The sequence below is a fragment of the Staphylococcus sp. HGB0015 genome (assembly GCF_000411275.1).
Classification (GTDB): Bacteria; Bacillota; Bacilli; order Staphylococcales; family Staphylococcaceae; genus Staphylococcus; species Staphylococcus schleiferi.
This window is the reverse complement of sequence record NZ_KE150417.1, coordinates 574,683-596,285: the sequence shown is the minus strand read 5'-3', so window position 1 is coordinate 596,285 and position 21,603 is coordinate 574,683. Positions and strand designations below refer to the sequence as shown.

Here is a 21,603-nt window from a genome sequence, read left to right as displayed (position 1 = left end):
TTTTTAAGAAAATGAAGTCGCAAGCATACTTTGAATTAAATTCATCCAAATCCTCGTATCAAATCGTACAAATGACTACAAGTTGATTCTCATTTTTGAGTCAATGACGACATCAAATGATTGAATTGAAAAAGGCTGATTCAACAATTCCAATTCAAATCATCGCTCTATTTAATCTTGCTTAGGAATCCTTTTGGTTGTCTTTTGTTTCCTTATTATCATTGTTATCTTTGTTGTCTTTGTCGTCTTTATCATCTTTAATTTTATTCAACGCTTTTTGTAAATCGTCTTTTGCTTCGTCTTCAATTGCTGTGCCACTTTGAACTTCTTTCGCACTCGCCGAACTGCCTTTTTCATTTTTAACATTTTCATAAGGAATAAATGTAGCACCAACCGATAAATCTATAAATCCAGATTTTTTCAAATGACCCGATTCATCTTTTTCTAACGCTTGGGACATACTTGGATAATATTTGAGTTTATCGGCTATGGTTTTAATCTTACCAACCACTTCAATGCCATCTCTCATATAAAGTTTAATCAAATCTGGCTGATTTTTTTGCGGTGTACTTACAATTTCTGAAATTTGTCCCCGTGTTGTGCGATCCATTTTGTGAAGCGCTGTAATGATATCTGTTTTGTCATCGCCTTTGAATCCTTCCAAGTATGGGGCTTCGTTCGGTATTTCTCCTTTAAAATCTTTTAACACTTTGCCACTTTCAATAATAGGCACCGTTTTAGATTTCTCAGAAGTTACACCAATAATTTCATGTTCTTTAACATCAACTGTTAAATGATTAAACAAACCTTTATGAATAGAAACGCTATCGACTAAATCTTCTTTTTCAATTCTTTGTTCTGCGTCACTCGCAGCATAAGCATAAATTCTTGGGTGATTATCAATTTTTAGTGCTTTTATGATTTCTTGATCAGAAATATAATGATTTCCATGTATTTCAGCATCTTTAATTTTACTTATCGGTGTAAACATATATAAGAGAATCAGTATGACTACAATGAGTAAAACAATAACGATGTACCGTTGCCTACGTCGTCGTTTTACCAATTGTTTCTTACGCTTTTCTTTTAAATATTCATTATCGATTCTTGGTACCTTATTTTCCGTCATACAACGTCACATCCTTTAATGTGATGGCAAATGTTCACGAAACGCCTTAATAAAGTTCTCACCGCGCTGTTCGAAAGTATCATATTGATCCCAACTTGCACATGCTGGTGATAATAATACAACATCGTTTGGCTCAATAATATCTTGCACTTTAGCAACTGCATCTGTGACATCTACTGCTCGGATTACGTATTTACCTTGACTCTCTCCTAGTTTAACAAACTTTTCTTGCGTTTCACCAAAGGTTACCATAACTCTAACATTCGTCATATAAGGAATTAAATCATCAAAGTCATTGCCTCGGTCTAAACCACCACACAACCAAATAATAGGTTGCTTAAATGAATTTAACGCAAATTGAGTCGCTAACGTATTTGTTGCTTTAGAGTCATTGTAATATTTATTCGTTTTATTATTACCAATATACTGCAAGCGGTGTTCGATGCCTGAAAATGTAGTTAATGACTGAATAATCGCACTTACTGAAACACCTGCTAATATCGCAGCCATAACAGCCGCTAAAATATTTTCAAGGTTGTGTTCACCTGGCAATACGATGTCATCCAAATGAATAATACGAACGCCATAATAGACAATATATTGATCTTTTACATAAATGCCTTCGACTTCATGTTGTGTAGAAAAATATAAAATTTTTGCTTTAACTTGTGAGACATCGATTAAATGGCGTTGATGATAATTGAAAATCAAATAGTCACTTTCAGTTTGGTTCTGAAAAATACGCTTTTTAGCATTTTGATAATTTTCAAGATTTTCATGAAAATCGAGATGTGCTGAGTAAATATTTGTAATAATCGCAATATGCGGGCGGTAATGCTCAATACCTAACAATTGAAATGAGGACAGCTCTGTAACGAGATATTCATCTGCACGTACTTCTTGAGCGACTTTTGAGGCAACATAGCCAATATTTCCTGCTAGTCTGCCATTTTCTCTACTTTTACTAAACATGTCACCAATCAACGAAGTGACCGTTGTTTTTCCGTTTGTTCCCGTAATCCCAATAATCGGCGCTTCAGAAATTAAATAACTTAATTCAACTTCTGTTAAGACCTTCAATCCTTGTTTTTGTGCTTCTTGTATAATTGGGACTGTGTACGGTATTCCCGGGTTTTTAAAAATAATTGGGGCTTCATCTAATAAGGCCAGTGGATGCGAACCACTCACGACATTAATCCCCATATTTTCTAAATCTCTAGCATGCGCATCTTGCGAAACGTCATTTCCGTCATTAACCGTGACCTCTGCACCAAGACGATGTAATAACTTAGCAGCTTCGTAGCCACTTTTTGCTAACCCAATAACAAGTACTTTTTTACCCTTTAGCCCTGTATAGTTAATCAATTAACTCACTCCAATCCACAAGCCAATTAAGCCTGTAATTAAACCTACTGACCAAAATACAGTAACGACTTTCCATTCGCTCCAACCAACTAGTTCAAAGTGATGATGAAGTGGACTCATTTTAAATATACGTTTACCTGTTAATTTAAAAGATGTCACTTGTATCATTACTGATAAAGTTTCAATGACAAAAACAAATCCGACTAATAAAAGTGATAATTCTTGATTCAACATAATTGAAATCGTCGCGAAAATACCACCTAATGCCAAGCTTCCTGTATCTCCCATAAACACTTTTGCAGGGTTAATATTATAAGGTAAAAAGCCTGCAAGCGCGGCTACCATAATCATACAAAATACACCAATTGAAGGTTGCTCTAATACGAAACTCATAATTGCGTAAATTGTAAATCCAATAATAGAAAGACCTGTCGCTAATCCATCTAAGCCGTCAGTTAGATTTACTGCATTAGAAAAACCAACTTGCCAAAAAATGATAAATATAACATAGGCATACGATAAAGGAATACTGATATCAGTGAAAGGTAAATTCAGATTAGTTGAGAAGTCAAATGCATTAAACACTTTTGCCACGACAAAAAATATAACTGCGATAGCAATTTGCGCTAAAAACTTCTGTTTACTTGTTAAACCTTGATTGTTTTTCTTCACTACAATGATATAGTCGTCAATAAAGCCAATTAAGCCAAAACCAATTGTGACAAAGAGCAGTAACAGCAACGGACTTGCTGGTTCTACAAATACACTTGCAATAATCGTTGTAACAATTGCACCAATTAAAAATGTTAATCCACCCATCGTTGGTGTACCTGTTTTCTTCATGTGACTTTGAGGACCTTCTTCACGAATACTTTGTCCAAATTTCATCCTCTTTAAAGTTGGTATGAGTATTGGAACTAAAACTGCAGTAATGATAAATGCGATGATTGCGCTGAAAATTCCCATATTATTCTCCTCTATCTTTCATTCATTTTTTACATTCATTTGTTTAAAAGATGTTGTTCTTCCTTCATTTAACTAATCGATACAAACTTATTTTATAAGGCGGACATGAAGGAGAGGATATCAAGCCTTTGTCCTCTCCTCACCCCAATGCACGCCTTGTTCAAGAATGATAGTCCTTCCATTCAGCTATTCTGTATTTTCAGACTCAAGCGTAACTTCAATTTTGCTTTTCTTATCAATTGCAGATTGCGGAGACTGAGATTGTGTTTTTACAAATCCGCTACCTTTAACTTTGACTTCAATACCTGTTAATGACTCAAATGCAACAATATCATCACGTGTCCAACCTGTCATATCTGGCATTGTCATATCGCCATCTGTCATCAGTAATACATGACTGTTAGGTAATAGTTTTGTGCTTGATGAAGGACTTTGGTTAACCACCTTCTCTCCATTACCGATAACGACTGGATTCAATTTTTTACCTTTAATTTCGTCTTCGGCACGTTGCACGGTACTATTTTTAACTTTTGGCACACTATTAATTGTTGATTTATCATTCACTTCGTTGTTATCAACATTTAAATATTGTAACGTGTGTTTCATGATTGGATTAAAAGCCTTGCTGACACCCATTTCGTACGCTTCTTGGTCATTTTTTTGAGCGAGACTCATACCGGCATAAACAACGACGCGTGGATTGTTGCTTGGTGCGTGTCCCATAAAGCTTACAAAGTATGGGTTAGGCCCTTTGACATAACCGCCATTATCCGGATCGGCAACTTGGGCAGTCCCTGTTTTACCGCCGATACGATAACCATCGATACGATAGTTTTTAGCGTGACTATCTTCGCTGTTCACAACTTCATCCAATTGTTTATCCACTTTTTTCGCAGTTTCAGGCGTAATCGGTTTACCCGCTACCTCACGTTTACCTTCAAAAAATGTTTGATTAGAAACTGGGTTCATAATGGACTGAATAAAATAAGGGCGCAACATTTCACCTTTGTTAAAAAATGCGGATTGGGCTTGCAACATTTGCGCAGGTGTCACTGTTGTTGATTGACCGAACGCAGATGTTTTTTGCATCAATTTATTTTCCCAAGCAATATTCCCTTTTTGTTCACCATCAAATAAACTACCTGTGGATTTTCCAAAACCAAATTTTTCGTACCAAGACTGCATTTTATCAGCACCAACAAGATCTTGAAGTGTCATCATGAGTGTGTTAGATGAGTATGTAAAACCTAAACTCATATTAATTTTGCCCCACCCTTTTTTGTTCCAGTCATAAATACGAGAGCCTTCAATATCTCTGTATCCTGATTCATACTTATCATTTGGTTTAAACTTTCCTTCTTGAATTGCTGCTGCTAAACCAAAACTTTTAAATGTAGAACCCGGTTCATACGTATTTTGATATAAATCATTTGCCCATTTCTTTCCAAAATCTTCACCTGTATCTGGATTAAAGGTAGGTCTTTGACTATAAGCTAAAATTTCTCCTGTTTTAGCATCCATAACGACAGCAAACACATCTTTCGGGGCATAATGTTTGACCATATCATCAAGTGCTTCTTCGACAAACACTTGAATATTTGAATCAATTGTCAAATGCACATCATCACCACGTTTAGGTGCAACTTCATTTTTTGAGTTTGGAATAATATAACCCCAAATATCTTTTGTAAAAGAAGAGTGGCCTTTTTTACCTGATAAATAGCTATCAAAAATTTTCTCTACACCAAGTGCACCTTTTAACTCACCTGTATCTGGGTCCTTCTGGGCCATCCCTACTAAATGTGAGGCAAAGTTACCATTCGGATAAAATCGTTGAACTTCAGGATATAACGTAATGCCCGGCAAATTGGCTTTCTCAATGATTTCTTTATCATGATACGTTAAGTTTTGCCCTGCGCGTCCAAATTCAACTTGGAATGCTTTTTTAGTATTAAGTCGTTTTTCAATTTCTTTTTCAGGCATATCAATGACTTTAGCGAGAACTTTTGCTGTTTTCTTCTTATCAACTACATGTCTTGGCTTTTTAGAGTCTTTACTCGCTCTTTTATCCAAAACAGCCGCTAATCTAAATCTATCGACATCTTCTGCAAGCACTTTGTTATTTCGGTCATAAATCTTGCCTCGTTCGGCATCCTGATCTAAATGGGCTAAATATTTTTCATTGGCGCGTACAATTAAATCTTCACCAGACGAATGGCCGGTTAACATAATAAAACTATATCTTAAAATCAATAGAAAAAAGAGCAGCCCGAAAAAACTCATCAGGAGGACTGCTCCTAGCTTATTTTTTTTAATCTTAATTTTTCGTTTCGCCATCTTTACGCACTACCTTTATATTGTCGTTCTTTAAACTCATACCTTGTTTTTCGGCTTTTTCATAGATGCGTTGATACGAAGCATTTTTCATAGTTTCTGACTTTAATGCGCTATTTTGACTGGATTGTTTCTCAATTTTTTGATCTAAATCTGCAATTTTGCCTCTTGTATCGTAAGCATCCATTTTTAAAGATAGCATATAGATACTAATAGCGGCAATGATTGTAATAAGTGCTATGTATAACATTTTTTCAAAGCGTGTTAATTTAACGGTAACTTTCTTTGTAACTGTTTGTTTATGTGTCACTTGCTTTTTTTGCGGTCTTAATTTGGGTTGTTCTTCAACTTGTGGTTGATAAGCATCATAAATTCTTTCTACAGCCATATCTCTCTCGCCTCTCTATTTTAAAATTTCTGCCACTCGAAGTTTGGCACTTCTCGCTCGATTGTTATCCTCTAAATCTACGTCACTTGCTACTATAGGTTTTCTATTGACTCGTTTGAGCTTAGGCGTATAGGCGTCTGGGATTACCGGAAGCCCACGCGGTACTTCTGGCCCTTTTTCATATTCTTGAAATATTTGTTTACATAATCGATCTTCTAATGAATGGAATGTAATGACTGAAATGCGACCGTTCACTTTAACATGCTCAATTGCTTGTTCTAACGAGTCTTCAAATGCTGACAGTTCATCATTTACTACAATACGAATCGCTTGAAAAACACGTTTCGCTGGGTGCCCCCCTTTTCGCCTTGCTTTTGCAGGAATACCTTCTTTAATGCAATCAACAAGGTCAAAAGTTGTTTCAATCGGCCTTTGTTCACGTTTGCTTTCAATTTTTCTTGCGATTTGCTTTGAAAATTTTTCTTCCCCATAACGAAAAAAGATCTTCACTAACGCTTCGTAAGACCATGTGTTGACAACTTCGTAGGCGGAAAGAGATTGCGATTGATCCATTCTCATATCAAGTTTTGCATTATGTTGGTAGCTAAACCCACGTTCGGGTATATCGAGTTGAGGACTTGAAACGCCAAGATCATAAAGAATCCCATCTACTTTTTCAATATTCAAATCCGCTAAAATTTGTGCTAAATTTCTAAAATTATTATGTACAAAAGTTACTTTGTGAATGTCTTGCTGTAATTTTTCTTTTGCATGTTGAATTGCCGTGATATCTTGATCAATCGCAATTAAACGACCTTCATCTGATAACTGGCTCAAGAGATATTGCGAGTGCCCTGCGCCACCTAACGTGCAATCAACATAGATGCCATTTTCTTTAATATTTAGTTGATCTACTGTTTCTTTTAATAACACGCTGATGTGGTGAAACACTGCAAACCCTCCAATTTAAAAATCAAAATCGATTAAGTCTTCTGCAATTTCTTCAAAACTTTCTTCAGATTCATCATAGAAAGCATTCCAAGTATCTCGGTCCCATATTTCAATACGATTTGAAACACCGATGACCGTACACTCTTTATCAAGATTTGCATACTCTCTTAATTTTGCTGGGATATTAATTCTCCCTTGTTTATCAATTTCCACTTCAATCGCACCAGAGAAGAACATACGCATAAATTTACGTGCGTCTCGTTTAGTCATAGGTAAGGCTTTCATTTTTTCTTCAATGGTTTGCCATTCTTCAAGTGTGTAACCGAATAAACACTTATCAAGGCCTCTAGTGATAATAAAACGTTCATTTAAGTCATAACGAAATTTAGATGGAACAATCATACGGCCTTTAGTGTCCAATTTATTTTCATATTCGCCCATGAACATTTTATCTCACCTCACCTTAAATATAATTTACCACATCTCCCCACTATCCTCCACTAATTCTGTAAAAATCTCCAAAATTTATCAAATTCGACATAAAAAAACAGTGGTTCGACTCAATCGAACCACTGTCAAAAGCTTGATACTATCATGTTTTTATAACGATTTGCTCAAATGTGTAGTGAAGTGGAGGGAAGGTGGAGGATGTGAACATATCTATCCCAAATTGATTCAATAATTGGAGGGGATTCCAAACACGTTCTTGTAACCCCCCCATTGGATGGAGTGTTTGAGACAAAATTTGAAAATGACGCATGCTAATCTCATTTTCTCGCTCAATATTTTTTAAATAACGTGTTTTCAAATAGTCATATTGATGTGTATGAATTTGATGGTTTTTCTTTAACAACTTATGATTGTCTTCTGATTCCCCAACTATGGCGTCTAATTTCTCATAGAATTCGATTTGCTGTTCACGCATACGTGCAATTTCGTTTAAAACTTCATCTGAAGCTTGTGCGCGTATAAAGCGTGCTTTCGCTGATGCTGTACCTTCTGTAATGACCTCGCCTAAATCCAATCTATATGTTTCCAATAATTTTTCAACTTTTGGTGAAAGATAAGTCATGCGCATTCGAGGTAATACAATCGGCATTTCAATGTCCATTTCATGAAAAACTTTTTGCAGTTCAGCCCAATATTTAATTTCACTCGGGCCACCAATAAACGCAACCGTGTTGAAAAGCCATTCTTCCGTCAAAGGACGTGTCACAACATTATTTGAAAACAAGCTTGGATTTTTATCAATTTCAGCTAATAATGTCGCTTCATCAAATGTCACATCAGACTTACTCAAACGAAACGCCCCATTTTCATACTTTATCATTTGACGTTGATCCTCATAATGGATAAACATATGAACATTCGTATCTGTTTGAATCATCGGTGATAAACCATTGGCCACAGTTTCTTTTTGTTGTGATCTAAAAGCATCATCCAATTTTTGATGATTTTTAATAATTGACTGGAGAAGTGGTTTTTCTAACTCTCTTAACGGCTCAAATTGTGCATCGATTAAAAGCAAGCCTGTAGACTTAAAACACGCATGAATCATCTTTTTAAATAACGTCGTCCAGTTTGTCGCTTCATCAATCCACTGCAAGAGATTTTGATAAAGTGATTTGGAATGCTTTGTTTCAGGCAAAACTTCAAAATAAACACGTAATGCGTCTTTCAAAGCATCTTTGTCAGGTACATATCTAGATACATTCGATTCTGGTGGTGCCATTGTATGATATTTCACTTTCTGTAAGTGACCTGTACGTTCCTGCATGACATAAGTATGATTCACTTCATCAAAATCGTGATCTTCACCGGCAATCCAAAACACTGGAACAACAGCTTCTCCATACATATTTTCGAGTTCATTTGCTTTTACTACAATAGAAATGATTTTATGGAAAGTATATAATGGGCCAGTAAATAATCCCGCCTGTTGACCACCAATCACCACTTTCGCACCCGCTTCTAGTGCTTTTAATGTACGTGCTTGAGCATCGGATAAAACCAAATCAGACATATAGTTGCGAATTACTTTAGCAATTGCCTTTTCCCTTCCATTATTAGGGGCTTGCATTCGCCGCTCAAAACTCTCCCCTTCAGTTGGATCATAATCATAAAATTTCAGCACATCGTTATCTTGCTTCATGATGCGCTGTATAAATTGATCCCTCTCATTAACTGAAATACTTAAACAATCCATGCTCATTTCTCCTTAAACAGTATTCCATAACAGTATAAAGGTTCAATCAATATCTGACAATCTTACGGCTTGCTTCAAAAATTAAAATAAATAAGTTATAATTAAATTAATATAAACAAAGGGGGGTTATCACATGACTAAAGTTGAACACCTCGATATTAACTATAAAACTGAGGAACTTTTTGAGGACTTTCGTCAGAATTTTGGTAACAAAGATTTGTATATGGTGAATGAACTACATGGGGAAATGATTGATGCAAGTTCAAAATCACCATTTTACGGCATTTATGTTGGTGAGAAAATAGGCGCAAGGATGGCTTTATATCGTAAAGGTGAAGTTGAAGAAACGTATTTCCCTGATTATGAAGATTATCTTGTCGTTTGGAAGCTTGAAGTTTTAAAAAAATATCAAGATAAAGGTTATGGTTCTGCATTAATTGATTATGCAAAATCATTTCAATTACCTATTAAAGCAATTGCGAGATTTGAATCAAAAGACTTCTTTGTCAAAAATGGTTTTAAAGATTTAAATGCTAAAAATGATGATGGCCATGATATTTTAGTTTGGGAACCTCAAACTAAATCATAATTCATGTAGCGACAAAAATATAAATCAAATCATAAAAAACGACGTGCTATTATCTTCACACGTCGCATATTGGAGTAGGACGACGAAATGACATTGATTTCCGCCCTACTCTTTTTTTATTTAACATCAAATCTAAATGTACTGGTGATCTTCACCCGGAGTTTCGAATCGAATCCTCTTTACCTATGTATAGACTCAAAATCATAAAGGACAGTATCTGATAAGACAGTCCGTCCACTCTTTATGATTTATCCGCTATTTCAGAATTCGGGTTAAATCACAGATGTGTTCGATTGTATATGTCGGTTCAATTGCTGTATTGTTGTCTAACTGGCGATGATTGTACCAACATGTATCAATCCCTGCGTTGATACCGCCTTGAATATCTGAAGTTAAAGAATCACCGATAATTAAAAAATCACTTTTTTGATAATCCTTATAAACGTTGAAAACCGAGTCAAAAAATTCAACACGCGGCTTTTGTGCACCAATTTCATCCGATATAAAAATATTTGCTATAAAGGATTTTAAATCCGTTTTCGCAATACGACGTTTTTGAGTATCCGTCACACCGTTTGTGACAATTGCGATTTCGTATCTATGTTTTAATTGATCTAACAGGTGCTCTATACCATCTAACCATTTGATAGGTGCTAAAGCGAGGCCATCACGAAAAGTAACGTCCGCTTCGTGGCCATCCACCTCCATTTGGTATGTTGAAAAAGTTTCTACAAAACGATGACTTAACACTTCTTGTCTCGTTAACTCGCCGCGTTGAAAAGCTTCCCAATGGGCTTGGTTGATTTTTTTAAAGCCTTCATAATCTTGCATCGCTTTGGGTACTCTATAGGTTGACATTAAATGCGCATAAGCTTTGACTTCGGCATCATGAAAATCCACCAATGTATCATCAAAGTCGAATAAAATCACTTTATAGCTCATTTTTTCCACTCCATTTATTCTTAATATGCACACAAGTTTACCAAAAATAGCAATCTATTGAAACACAAATATAATGTACAATCGAAGCAGCCGTTGTCAATGATGCACTTATGAATAATTACAATACATTACCGAAATGCTTATTTGTATTATATTGATGGTTCTACTGAGAGGCTGAATTAAGTTGAAGAGTGAAACAAAAGTGATTGACCCCATCGAATGCTTCATTAACCACTTTTTGCGTATCTGTATGAAATAGCGCCCTAACTGTCAACATTTCGACACATTTAATGACGTTTAAGTCTAAAAAACAATAAAGTAGGAAATAATGCACTTTTTCTAAGATTCAGACATTATAATAAATGTACAAATACATCAAAGGAGGTCATTCCTATGACTTGGGCAAATGTTATTTTAGGTATTATCAATTTAATCAAAGGTTTAGTTGACACGTTTGGAAAAAAATAATTTTTCTATTATCTCAATATTAACTTTTTATGATAAAGTAGGAGGATAGACGCACTTTTCTCGAGTGCATTAGCTTCCTACTTTATTTTGTTGTTCAAAAAAGTAGAAATTTGTTTTTTCAAGATAACGTGTTATTATAACCAAAAAAGAACTGAGGCTTTATTGATGTATAGTAAAAAACAACCAATTCAAATATATCTCACATTATTTTTAACTACCACACTCATAGGAAGCATCCTTCTCTATTTACCGTGGACGGGTAAAAAGCCCATTTCTTTTATTGACGCATTGTACGTAGCAACGAGTGCTTTTACAGTTACGGGTTTATCAACAGTCGATATTACATCCCAGTTTAACGTTTTGGGAGAAACAATCATCATGCTCCTTATTCAAATTGGTGGTATGGGGATTGTCGCAGTTTCAATATTGGCATTAATTATATCTCAAAAACGCATTAGTTATCGAAATAATCAGCTTTTCAAATTGGAGTTAAATATTGATGAATCATTAAATGTCACAGATTTTTCTAAATTTATTTTCATATTCACAATCAGTTTCGAAACAATAGGTGCACTCGTACTTTCAACTGTATTTGTGCCTGAATATGGTTGGTCTTATGGCCTTTTTATTAGCGTTTTTACCTCTGTCTCTGCGCTGAATAATGCAGGATTTTCACTTTTTAGTGATAACTTAATTGCTTACGCTCATGATCCCGTCGTTAATTTGATGGTAGCGATGTTAATTATTTTAGGCGGTATCGGCTATATCGTTTTATTCGATATTGTTACAACGCATCAACTTAAAAGATTGCAGCTTCATACAAAAGTCACTCTTTTTGTCACATTTATATTAATTGTTGTTGGTACATTAGGTTACTTTGTCTTAGAATACGCACACGCTTTTAAAGGGATGTCGTTTTCACAACAACTTCTAGCATCGTTCTTTCAATCTGTAAGTACGAGAACAGCAGGCTTTAATACCATTGATTTTTCACATCTCGCGCCAGGTACATTAATGTTGACGATGATTTTAATGTTTATTGGTGCTGGACCTATCAGTGCAGCCGGTGGGATAAAAGTCACGACATTCGCACTTGTGATTTTATATGTCATCACATCGTTGAACGGTCACCGCCACACACATTTATTCCGCCGTTCTATTGATCAAAAACAAATTCAAAAAGCGGTTGCGATTACGTTAACAGCTATGATGTTCGTGATTATGATTATCTTTTGCTTTTCAGTCGCACAACCTAACTTACAATTTGAAGCGATTGCCTTTGAAGTCATCTCTGCATTCGGTACAGTCGGTTTGTCTACAGGTATTTCGACGGAATATGGCACAGTCGCTAAGTTGCTTATTATAATGACAATGATTGTAGGTAAAGTAGGTGTGCTTACACTATTAGGACTCTTGCAACATAGAACAAGAGAAACATTCCATTACGCAAAAAGTCACTTATACTTGTGATACTTCTTTCTAATTTGGCAGTTACTGACAAAGATTACGCTAGATTTTAAAACTAACGTATATTTCCGTCAGCAACTGTCTTTTTATTTTAAAGTTGGTTTACAAATTAAAATTAATATGAAAACTCAAATTTTATTGTTTAAAATCGCCTCGTATTGTTCTTGTTTAGGATTCTAATATATACCGACAAATTTATATTGTAATATTTTGTATATCGTGTTAATTGTATATAAAAGATTTGAAGACAATATTGATTTATCACAAATTGTTCGTTATAATTAATCTTGTGTTAAAAATGTCCTGGTAGCTCAGCTGGATAGAGCAATGGCCTTCTAAGCCATCGGTCGGGGGTTCGAATCCCTCCCAGGACGCTAATTAAACCCTCTAACTATTGTTGTTAGAGGGTTTTTGTTTTGCGCGTGTCAAAATTGTATTATTGCTTAATTACCCCGTCTGTCGCCGGTATAGTTTTTATTATTATCCGATCACAAAAAATCATCCGGTAATATTTATTGTTTAATTGTTAACCCCACCTTATCTATACCAACGTTCGCGCTAATTACTATTTTAGTCATCATAAAAAGACACCACGCAATGTGATGTCTCAATCTTATATATTTAATTCTTCTTTCAATGCTCTCTGTAATGTCTGACTAAAGTTAACACCTTTCTCTTTACCTAACACAACCAGATACTGTGGCAATGTAACCATCTTATTCACTGTCTTATTCTCTTCTTTAATCCTAACAAGTTTAGTATCGACAGTCACTAATTGTAATTGCTCATTATCCTCTAGATTATTGACAAGCTCCTTAAACTCAGATGGTTTAGGTATCTCGTCACCATCATCTTCCTTCACCAGTAAATGCCCCTCTAATGCATCCTGTGCCATAAATACAGCATCTTCAATGTCATTACCAAACGTTATCGCACCTGGTAAATCCGGAAAGTATACGTTATAGTCGTTATTTTCTTGTTGTAATACTGCATAGAAATGATACTTCATATTCATCCCTCCTATAAAAGAAGATATAAGAGGCTATAAAAGTCCTCCTTGCTTTAACATTGAGCGTTCTGTTCCACGTGGTAAATCTTTCTTCGGATGTGGAACAGTGACTTTACCTTTACGCGTTGGATGTTTAAAGTGATGGTGACTACCAACCACTCTTACAAGATACCACTCACCTTGCTCAATCTTCTCAATAACTTCTCTTGATGAGCTCATCAATTTTCAACTAATACATATATTATAACATATGTTAAGAGGCTAATAATTAAAAAGACAGACCAATTAAGACGTCCTAATTTGATAAGGTAATAAAGTTACTTTTTATATTTGACTATCATTTTACTCTTATATTCAGTAGAAAAAAGTATAAAATGATAACCGCTTGCATTACTTCATTTTTATGTATTTTTTATAATAAAAAGCGTCATGTTTTCTAACAATTATTAGAAATCATGGCGCTTTTTATTGGATTAAATTAACTTTTAAACTTCCCTATCGCATAGACATATCAGTTATTGGTTGGTATAGGTTTATTGAATTCATTCTGACAAACTCCCAATATGTCAGATTAACCAATACGTTAGCTTTAAAGAGTGTAATGTCATGAATTAAAATCTAAAACCAGTATTTAAATACTTGATTATTTTACATATCCTTGTTTTAAAACATTTTCGATTCTTTGTTGTAGTGCATCCTTTTGAGCTTTATATTCAAAAGAAACAATGTTTACGGCTCTTTGTGCTTTTCTATGCGCTTGAACTGTATGTGTTTTTTCAAATTCTGTTACTAATTGTTTAGCATTCGCAAGTTGTTGCTCTCTTTTTATCGTTAAGTCACTTTTCTTTTCAGCTTTGTTGATTTGTGGACGGGCACCATAGCTAAATGTACCATCATTATATTCAACAATATTGTTTGCGTGGATAAATTTAATGTATTTTGGTGTTTTATTGAAATGTGGTCTTGATTGATATTTGTATGTTCCATCACTATATGTCACGATGTTATTTTTAATACTTACTGGTGTTTTTTCTCTTGGACCATATCCTTGACTTGCATCAGCAGTTCCAATAAATGTTGTTGCTGTAATTCCAATTGTAGCAATAGCTAATAATGATTTTGTTATCAATTTATTTTTCATAATTTTTTCCTCCAATTTTTATAACTAACAGATATATACAATACATGATTTTCTACCATTTAGTAATTAACTATTAATTAACTATTCATAACTATTTATCATCATTATTAAATGAATTTAATGATTTTGAGATGTATTCAGCATTTCTCTTAGCTTATGAATTCGCTTTAGCAGTAGGCAACAATAAAATAATAATGAACTCTCTTTACTTCCTATACATTAATTTCGAATTAAGAATTCAATATTTATATCACTTTCCATAATTAAACAATAAAGGTTCTTTGTCAACGTCGGTTGGCGAGACGATAACGCATTAAGCAACGTTATTTTGTTGTTTAATGCGTTTTTTATATTCACTTACAAATACCTTGGAAATGATTAAGATTCGATTCCTAAAATTCCAGAAATTTCTATAACCATAAGAAACCCGTTTAATCAGTTTTATTTTATTATTAATGCCCTCAATTGGCCCATTCGTTAAATGTGGATAACGCATCGTATTTGAGATATAGGGCAAATATTTGATGAATGTTTGAATGACGCGCTTGAGTCCTTGTGAAATATCTTTTGTTTTTGAATCCTGTAAGATGAAGCGTAATTGCTGGATATCGTTTACTTTCAGAGCACTTAAAAGACGATGCCCCGTTTCATATGTCTCTTTGAGCCTCTCATCAAGCTCCAATAAATACTGAACTAAACTGTATTGACTCTGCCAAGACTTAAAAAGTCCGTATGACTGATATATCATTCGATCTAAATCTAAGGGCGCTTTTAATAGTAACTTCCAATAACGCTTTAATTTATTATATTGAGGTCTATCTTTTGCCCTAAAACCATTCATAACTTGAACTCGGCATCGATTGATTTCACGATTGATAGCCTGCACGATATGAAAGCGATCCATAATTATCTCCGCATGAGGAAATAAGTCTTGAATGAGTGCGATATAAGGTGGAAACATATCTATAGAGATGGTTTTCACTCTTTCACGTTGCTTTCTAGAGAACTTTAAAAAATAGGCTTCTAATTTATGTTTGCGACGATCAGGTAAAATATCGATGATATCATGGGTTACACTATCACAGTAAATAAAGCTCATCGCACCTTCGACATCTTTCGTTGATTTGAATTCGTCAAAAGCTAAGTGCTCCGGTAAAACATGATGTGCCTGCGTCTTCACCGAATCACTTACCTCTTTTAAATGGCGATGGACAGTTGAAGGTGATACACATAGACTTTCAGCGACATCCTTTTCAGAGATGACTTTAGATAGTTTCCGGGTCATCATGCGTTTGACCTCATTTGAGATGGTACATCGGGGTTGAATATAGGGTGTTTGAGCTGTAAAGGTTTGTTGACAAGCTTTACAGTAAAAGCGCTGTTTCTTCAATTTTAAATAGGCAGGTCTTTCAAAAATTAATCCCATATAAACTTTCGTTTTACGAAAGCCATGTTTAATAATTAAATGGGCATCATTTTTAATTCCACAACACGCACAAGCACTGGGATGATATGTCAATTGGCCTTCGTATAATAATGCCTTTACGTTTTTATGTACATCTAATCCTAGATTTTGAGTGATTTTTAAATTTTTGACTTTAATTCCAAGCATTTCTGATATATCATTACACATAGGCACAATATCTCCTTAATCGTTGGTTTGGTCACTTACAATTATAGAGATATTTGTGCTTTTTTAATATCAAAAATTAAAATAACGGTCAGTGAATATTTCACCAACCGTTAAAAATATACAACCACAATAAAAAAGAGCCCGTTTAAATGGAGTGACCTCCAAATGTTAGATTTTAGGTCTAACTTTTGGGGTGCACATCAAAAACGAGCTCTTCTTGCTTAAAACCTTATTCAAAAGATTTATTTCATAGGAATACAATACTATTTTGTATGTTGATTATTTTTTCTGCGACGTAGAAGTAACAGACCAAATACGCCAAATATAGTACCTAAAACAGCAGGAGTTTGATTTGCTTTTCCTTGACCAGTATTCGGTAAGGCTTTTTCATCAGCATTACTATGTTGATCTTCTTTTGCATCTTCTGCTTGATTCATCTGTAATTTTTGATTTTCTGTTTGGACCATAGCTTCAGCCTGATTAGTTTTCTTCACTTGGCCACTAGTCATTGTAGTCTGTTTTGAAACAGCTGGCATTGTCTCTGAATCTTTAGGAGCCATTGGTGTTTTTGAATCATTAGAAGTAGTATTTTCCATTGGTGGTGAAGAAGGTTGCGGTTGATTTGGATTCATTTCTTTATCCTCTTGTGGTGTCGGTGATTCTGGTTGATTTGGTTGATTTGGCTGAGTTTCTTCATTCACTGGTGGTTTTGGCATTTCTTGATCTTTCGGTGCTGTTTCCTTATCTGTAGGTGGTACAGGCGGTACATTTTCTTGAGGTGTGAACTCATGATCAACAGGTGGCTGCGGTTGATCTGGTTTTACAGTATCCTCTTCAAGCGTTTGTTCACCTTGATGCTGACCACCGATTTGTGGTTGGGTGTCTTCAGTAATATCTACCGGACTGTGACCACCTTGTTGAATAACATCTTTATCTTCTTCTGTGTCTTCTTCAAACGTTTGATTTCCTGAATTCATTCCACTTTCACTTGGTAATGTTGAATCTTCGACTATTTCTTGACTTGAGCCGATTTCGTATACAGGCTTATCTTCTTCTGTATCCTCTTCAAATGTTTGATCATCTGAATTTGTTCCATTTTCAGTTCCTAATTGACTATTTGTATCAATAAAATGATTTTCGTCAATTTCTTCAGTTTCTGTGTAACCACTATCTCCACTTTCTAAGCCCAAACCACTCATTTCATTGTAGTTGTCATTTTCAGTAATTTCTTCAATAGGCCCTTCAGCTTGACCACTCACATTAGGATTTAACGTATCTTCTAATTCAACTAAATTGTTTTCAGTTGTATATTCTTTTGTATCTTCAACTGTAGTATGGTCAGTCACAGCTCCTGTCACAATACCTTTAGCCGTATCTTCATCATATTCAACAACATTTGACTCATGTTGACTTTCACTACCACCCGGATTTGTTTCTTCTTCAAATTCTACAACATCTGAATGATGCTCTGAGTTCTCATGTGTTGATTCTGAAATCTCTATTGGATTAGAGTCTTCTACAGTTTCGGTATAGTCATAACCACCATCTCCGAAATCTTGACCAGATTGACTTTCAAAAACAATTGGTTTACTGTCTTCACTTTCTTCTAAAACACCCGTTGCTTCATATCTTTCAGGTTCAGGTGCTGTGTTCATATCAAGATCTATTGGTGTACTTGATTGAATAATTGGTTCTAATGGTCGGTTTTTTCCTGCGCCATTTGCTTTATTAGAATAAAAAGCCACACCGTTATCCCATGTTAATCTAGTATGCGGGTAATAGTAATAACGTGTATTTCCGTTATATCCATCCAATACAGTTCTTAAATTTAAGTCACTATTTGAAACTTCAAATTTTGATTCGTAATCAACTAAATAAGCACCATTTGTTAAATCTGGAAATTCAAGCGTATATGATCCTCCACCGCTTGTTTTTAAATTGACGTTAGACGTAACATCTTCAAATTTAGTCACATCTTTTAAGTCTGCATAAACACTTTCAGCGAGCTTCCCTTGCCCTTTAAATTTATATACTTTCACATTAGGTGTATATTGATTCGATGGTTTTCCTTGAGTTAGATTACCATAAATTGTCACTGATTTAACCGACGCTTTATCTGGATTTATATAAGCAAGATGTTTAAAAGTTTTATTTTCTTTATCGAGCTCATAAATTCTTCCATTTACATTTACCCCATAATAATCAGTGACACCTGGTAGATAAACTACATTAAATGATTGACTTGTTTCTTTATCACCTAATTTAGAAATAATCGTTTGACTACCCGCATTTGTCACTTTATCAGGTCTAATAAATAAGTTAAGTGACAATTGCGCATTTAATTCTTGCTTATTTTCAACATAATTAGAAAACGTATATCTAATTGTAGTTTCATTTAAAATTTGTCCAGTCGCAATAATTGCTTCACTATCTTTTATCATTGGAACTTTACCAATTTTTGAAACGCCTTTAGTGTCTACATTGTCACTAATAGTAAAGTCAAAATAGTCATTTGGTTTTATACCATTTTTAAATTTCCATTCATAGTTTAATGTTACACGCTCAGCATTATGTGGATTTACAGTTTTATTTTGATCTTTCCCTGTAATAGAACTGTTTACTACTTCTACTTTATTCGTAACGTCTTGACCTTGTTGGGGGTTGTTATAAGTTGTAGCCCTTACATGTGGTGTGGATGTTTGTGTTTCTGCGCTCTTTGGTGTAGTAGGTGCTGTTAATGATTGAGGTGCAGTTTGATTCTGAGTTGCAGGTTTCCCATCACCTGTTTCTTCAGATTTTGGTTCAGATGCTTCAACTGTTGTATTCGAAGGCACTTGCTCTTGTGCTTCTGCTTTAACAGGTTGTGCTGAAACAGCATTCGCTTCTGTTTGATTTTCACTTTGGCTTTGTTGATTTTCTGCCTGTAGTTTTAAATCTTGATTTTGTTCTTGGCTTGGTTCTTGCTCTACATTTATTTGTTCTGTAGTATTTTCATCTATTTCACTGTTATCTTCATTTCTATTCCCTACTGTACTTTGCTTTTTAACATCTTCTGCGGCTTCAGCTTCATGATGCTGACCGATTCCTATAAATACCATAATCCCTAATAAAACTGAGGCAGCACCAAATTTATGCTTTCTAATACTAAATTTTTGAGTTTTTTTCACTAATTATTTTCTCCCTTTTCATTAAATATATATCTGGCTTCAAGTACATTAAGCCGTATTATATAGAGATTAATTCAATCAAGCAACCCTTTTGCTTGATAAAGTAAAAAATTAAAAGATGAATAAATAAATAGTTTCACACTATAAAAGTAATATGAATTTAACTCTGCCCCTCAGTCTTAGTGACAATAGTAGTGTGAAATAATAAAAATTGAGAAAAACATTTTTTAATGCCTCATGAGTTATTAGAGAAAATCGTTTGATTTTTATTGTTATAAAACATTATTATAATACTATCTATTTTGAGTTTATTATTTAATAAAATAAGACACTTACGCAATCGTGACTGTCTGTGATTAATTTATTAACTACATTTAAGAAACTAAAGTAACCAAGTACGTAAAAATACGCTAAACAAGGAGATTAGCCGTTATACTACAGTTAAGAAATACAAAGGAGGTGAAGACAATGTTTATCATCAACTTAATCAAAAAAGCCATCGAATTCATCAAAGGTTTATTTGGTGGCGACAACAAATAATCTTGCTTTTAACACGAACCGCTCGTATGTATGATGTATGTACCTAAAAAGCCGCTCATCCATAAAATATTATGGAAAAGCGGCTTTTTTATATGATAATTCACTTTGATTCAGTCAAAACATGATTTTCTTTAAATAAATAATAATACAGATGACACTGAAATTAATACTATCCTTTCGATACATCCTTGCTTTTTGTCATAAGTGATTTAAAAATACTTCTTTATAGTTCGAAAGGGATCGTATCGATTATCTTGTGATTACGATTTCTAAATCGAACTTCACTGTCTTTTCCATCGATTATCACTTCTGCATATGTTTCTTCAATGTCACTTCTAGATTGTGATATGCTTCCTGGGTTAATCACGTGTACATCATTGATTTTTTCGTAACGTGCGACATGGGTATGTCCGTATAATGCAATCGCTGCTTGATGTTGTGCTGCAACATGTGCCAATTCGACACGTGAACGATTGACCCCAAATAAATGGCCATGTGTGTAAAAAACATTTGCTTCTTCAAAATTGTCTACTTGTGATTCTGGAAATTCTGGATAAAAGTCCATGTTGCCTTTTACGCGATGATATAAACTTAACTCTGTATCTTGATAGGCAAATTCGGAATCGCCCAAATGATAAAATGCGTCTGCATCTTGATGTTCTTCATAAATTTGATACAAGATCCCTGATTCTGAGTGATTATCGCTAGCGACGATCAGTTTTTTCATTTTGCCTCACCTTCAATATAGGCTTGTAGTTGATCTATTGCTTTTCGTCGATGACTAATATCTGATTTCTCTTCAGCTGTTAATTGCGCCATAGTTTTTTGTTGATCGGGTACTAAGAAAATAGGATCATAGCCAAATCCATTTTCACCAATTTTGTTCAAGGTAATTTCCCCTTCAACCGTACCTCTAAATGTTTTCGTCACGCCTTCTGCAGTGGTCATACTGATGACACAAACAAAACGAGCTGTGCGATCGTTTTTATCTTCTAAACCTTCAAGTACTTTTTGAATGTTAGCTTCATCATTTTTCTCTGGTCCTGCATATCGTGCTGAATAAACGCCAGGTTCGCCATTTAAAGCGGTTACTTCTAAACCACTATCATCAGCAATCACAGTCTTATTTAAAGCTTTAGCTGCCGCTTCAGATTTCAAACGTGCATTTTCTTCAAATGTAGTGCCTGTTTCTTCTACATCAAAGTCTTCAATGATTTCATTGATTCCAATCACATTATAATCTGAAAAAATAACTTTAAAATCGTTTATTTTACCTTTATTTGACGATGCAATAACAATATCCGTCAT

Annotated in this window: 19 protein-coding genes and 1 tRNA gene; 4 read left to right on the top strand and 16 right to left on the bottom strand. The window is 34.6% G+C overall.

The annotated features are described in order from the left end of the window. Positions 1–181: 181 nt before the first annotated feature. The 8 genes from HMPREF1208_RS02775 to bshC form a co-directional block, all read right to left on the bottom strand. Positions 182–1,129, bottom strand: coding sequence for a cell division protein FtsQ/DivIB (locus HMPREF1208_RS02775; protein ID WP_016424826.1), 948 nt, complete (start codon positions 1,127–1,129; stop codon positions 182–184). A gap of 15 nt (positions 1,130–1,144) precedes the next feature. Next, positions 1,145–2,494 carry a UDP-N-acetylmuramoyl-L-alanine--D-glutamate ligase gene (murD, locus tag HMPREF1208_RS02770; protein WP_016424825.1) on the bottom strand — a complete coding sequence of 450 codons (1,350 nt, stop codon included), beginning with the start codon at positions 2,492–2,494 and terminating at the stop codon, positions 1,145–1,147. Further along, a complete protein-coding gene (mraY, locus tag HMPREF1208_RS02765) occupies positions 2,495–3,460 on the bottom strand; it encodes a phospho-N-acetylmuramoyl-pentapeptide-transferase (protein WP_016424824.1) in 966 nt (321 codons plus the stop codon). Between the two features lie 186 nt (positions 3,461–3,646). Next, positions 3,647–5,797, bottom strand: coding sequence for a penicillin-binding protein (locus tag HMPREF1208_RS02760; protein ID WP_037559101.1), 2,151 nt, complete (start codon positions 5,795–5,797; stop codon positions 3,647–3,649). Beyond that, the gene (ftsL, locus tag HMPREF1208_RS02755) at positions 5,778–6,182 is read right to left on the bottom strand and encodes a cell division protein FtsL (protein WP_016424822.1); all 405 of its coding nucleotides are present in this window, start codon (positions 6,180–6,182) and stop codon (positions 5,778–5,780) included. The genes HMPREF1208_RS02760 and ftsL overlap by 20 nt, the downstream gene beginning before the upstream one ends. A gap of 15 nt (positions 6,183–6,197) precedes the next feature. Beyond that, complete coding sequence (rsmH, locus tag HMPREF1208_RS02750) at positions 6,198–7,133, bottom strand: 16S rRNA (cytosine(1402)-N(4))-methyltransferase RsmH (RefSeq protein WP_016424821.1); 936 nt, start codon at positions 7,131–7,133, stop codon at positions 6,198–6,200. A 15-nt stretch (positions 7,134–7,148) separates the two neighbouring features. Next, positions 7,149–7,580 (bottom strand): division/cell wall cluster transcriptional repressor MraZ, encoded by a 432-nt coding sequence (gene mraZ / locus HMPREF1208_RS02745; protein ID WP_016424820.1) that lies wholly within the window; start codon positions 7,578–7,580, stop codon positions 7,149–7,151. Between the two features lie 145 nt (positions 7,581–7,725). Then, on the bottom strand, positions 7,726–9,339 hold the full coding sequence (gene bshC, locus HMPREF1208_RS02740; protein WP_016424819.1) for a bacillithiol biosynthesis cysteine-adding enzyme BshC: 1,614 nt from the start codon (positions 9,337–9,339) through the stop codon (positions 7,726–7,728). Between the two features lie 133 nt (positions 9,340–9,472). Between bshC and HMPREF1208_RS02735 the strand changes: the two genes are divergently transcribed. Beyond that, positions 9,473–9,928 (top strand): N-acetyltransferase, encoded by a 456-nt coding sequence (locus tag HMPREF1208_RS02735; RefSeq protein ID WP_016424818.1) that lies wholly within the window; start codon positions 9,473–9,475, stop codon positions 9,926–9,928. 255 nt (positions 9,929–10,183) lie between these two features. Here the strand turns inward: HMPREF1208_RS02735 and HMPREF1208_RS02730 are convergent, their stop codons facing one another. After that, entirely contained in the window at positions 10,184–10,870 is a 687-nt protein-coding gene (locus tag HMPREF1208_RS02730; protein ID WP_016424817.1) for a YjjG family noncanonical pyrimidine nucleotidase, read from the bottom strand. Positions 10,871–11,503: 633 nt separating this feature from the next. On the opposite strand from HMPREF1208_RS02730, the gene HMPREF1208_RS02725 reads away from it, so the two are divergent. Continuing rightward, positions 11,504–12,808, top strand: coding sequence for a TrkH family potassium uptake protein (locus HMPREF1208_RS02725; protein WP_016424816.1), 1,305 nt, complete (start codon positions 11,504–11,506; stop codon positions 12,806–12,808). Between the two features lie 297 nt (positions 12,809–13,105). After that, positions 13,106–13,179: transfer RNA gene (locus tag HMPREF1208_RS02720), tRNA-Arg, on the top strand. A 239-nt stretch (positions 13,180–13,418) separates the two neighbouring features. On the opposite strand, the gene HMPREF1208_RS02715 is transcribed toward HMPREF1208_RS02720, so the two are convergent. From HMPREF1208_RS02715 to HMPREF1208_RS02695, 5 genes are all read right to left on the bottom strand, one after another. Then, entirely contained in the window at positions 13,419–13,814 is a 396-nt protein-coding gene (locus tag HMPREF1208_RS02715) for a type II toxin-antitoxin system HicB family antitoxin (protein WP_016424815.1), read from the bottom strand. Between the two features lie 33 nt (positions 13,815–13,847). Continuing rightward, positions 13,848–14,033, bottom strand: a complete 186-nt coding sequence (locus HMPREF1208_RS02710) for a type II toxin-antitoxin system HicA family toxin (RefSeq protein ID WP_016424814.1) — start codon at positions 14,031–14,033, stop codon at positions 13,848–13,850. Positions 14,034–14,457: 424 nt separating this feature from the next. Further along, entirely contained in the window at positions 14,458–14,955 is a 498-nt protein-coding gene (locus HMPREF1208_RS02705; RefSeq protein ID WP_016424813.1) for a fibrinogen-binding protein, read from the bottom strand. Positions 14,956–15,268: 313 nt separating this feature from the next. Then, entirely contained in the window at positions 15,269–16,588 is a 1,320-nt protein-coding gene (locus tag HMPREF1208_RS02700) for an ISL3 family transposase (RefSeq protein ID WP_016424812.1), read from the bottom strand. A 263-nt stretch (positions 16,589–16,851) separates the two neighbouring features. Further along, positions 16,852–19,755: a YSIRK signal domain/LPXTG anchor domain surface protein gene (locus tag HMPREF1208_RS02695; RefSeq protein ID WP_016424811.1), complete on the bottom strand. Its 2,904-nt coding sequence runs from the start codon at positions 19,753–19,755 to the stop codon at positions 16,852–16,854. A gap of 468 nt (positions 19,756–20,223) precedes the next feature. On the opposite strand from HMPREF1208_RS02695, the gene HMPREF1208_RS12635 reads away from it, so the two are divergent. Then, the gene (locus HMPREF1208_RS12635) at positions 20,224–20,295 is read left to right on the top strand and encodes an epsilon family phenol-soluble modulin (protein ID WP_095658923.1); all 72 of its coding nucleotides are present in this window, start codon (positions 20,224–20,226) and stop codon (positions 20,293–20,295) included. Positions 20,296–20,518: 223 nt separating this feature from the next. Here HMPREF1208_RS12635 and HMPREF1208_RS02690 read toward each other — a convergent pair whose 3' ends face one another. Beyond that, positions 20,519–21,022, bottom strand: coding sequence for a YfcE family phosphodiesterase (locus HMPREF1208_RS02690; protein WP_016424810.1), 504 nt, complete (start codon positions 21,020–21,022; stop codon positions 20,519–20,521). Beyond that, the gene (locus tag HMPREF1208_RS02685) at positions 21,019–21,603 is read right to left on the bottom strand and encodes an XTP/dITP diphosphatase (RefSeq protein WP_016424809.1); all 585 of its coding nucleotides are present in this window, start codon (positions 21,601–21,603) and stop codon (positions 21,019–21,021) included. Before HMPREF1208_RS02685 ends, HMPREF1208_RS02690 begins: the two co-directional genes overlap by 4 nt.

What these genes read in the sequence shown, in the direction of transcription:
- HMPREF1208_RS02775 (WP_016424826.1), bottom strand. Translation starts at nt 1,129, where the DNA reads ATGACGGAAAATAAGGTACCAAGAATCGATAATGAATATTTAAAAGAA.
- mraY (WP_016424824.1), bottom strand. Translation starts at nt 3,460, where the DNA reads ATGGGAATTTTCAGCGCAATCATCGCATTTATCATTACTGCAGTTTTA.
- HMPREF1208_RS02760 (WP_037559101.1), bottom strand. Translation starts at nt 5,797, where the DNA reads ATGGCGAAACGAAAAATTAAGATTAAAAAAAATAAGCTAGGAGCAGTC.
- ftsL (WP_016424822.1), bottom strand. Translation starts at nt 6,182, where the DNA reads ATGGCTGTAGAAAGAATTTATGATGCTTATCAACCACAAGTTGAAGAA.
- mraZ (WP_016424820.1), bottom strand. Translation starts at nt 7,580, where the DNA reads ATGTTCATGGGCGAATATGAAAATAAATTGGACACTAAAGGCCGTATG.
- bshC (WP_016424819.1), bottom strand. Translation starts at nt 9,339, where the DNA reads ATGGATTGTTTAAGTATTTCAGTTAATGAGAGGGATCAATTTATACAG.
- HMPREF1208_RS02735 (WP_016424818.1), top strand. Translation starts at nt 9,473, where the DNA reads ATGACTAAAGTTGAACACCTCGATATTAACTATAAAACTGAGGAACTT.
- HMPREF1208_RS02730 (WP_016424817.1), bottom strand. Translation starts at nt 10,870, where the DNA reads ATGAGCTATAAAGTGATTTTATTCGACTTTGATGATACATTGGTGGAT.
- HMPREF1208_RS02725 (WP_016424816.1), top strand. Translation starts at nt 11,504, where the DNA reads ATGTATAGTAAAAAACAACCAATTCAAATATATCTCACATTATTTTTA.
- HMPREF1208_RS02715 (WP_016424815.1), bottom strand. Translation starts at nt 13,814, where the DNA reads ATGAAGTATCATTTCTATGCAGTATTACAACAAGAAAATAACGACTAT.
- HMPREF1208_RS02710 (WP_016424814.1), bottom strand. Translation starts at nt 14,033, where the DNA reads ATGAGCTCATCAAGAGAAGTTATTGAGAAGATTGAGCAAGGTGAGTGG.
- HMPREF1208_RS02705 (WP_016424813.1), bottom strand. Translation starts at nt 14,955, where the DNA reads ATGAAAAATAAATTGATAACAAAATCATTATTAGCTATTGCTACAATT.
- HMPREF1208_RS02700 (WP_016424812.1), bottom strand. Translation starts at nt 16,588, where the DNA reads ATGTGTAATGATATATCAGAAATGCTTGGAATTAAAGTCAAAAATTTA.
- HMPREF1208_RS02690 (WP_016424810.1), bottom strand. Translation starts at nt 21,022, where the DNA reads ATGAAAAAACTGATCGTCGCTAGCGATAATCACTCAGAATCAGGGATC.
- HMPREF1208_RS02685 (WP_016424809.1), bottom strand. Translation starts at nt 21,603, where the DNA reads ATGACGGATATTGTTATTGCATCGTCAAATAAAGGTAAAATAAACGAT.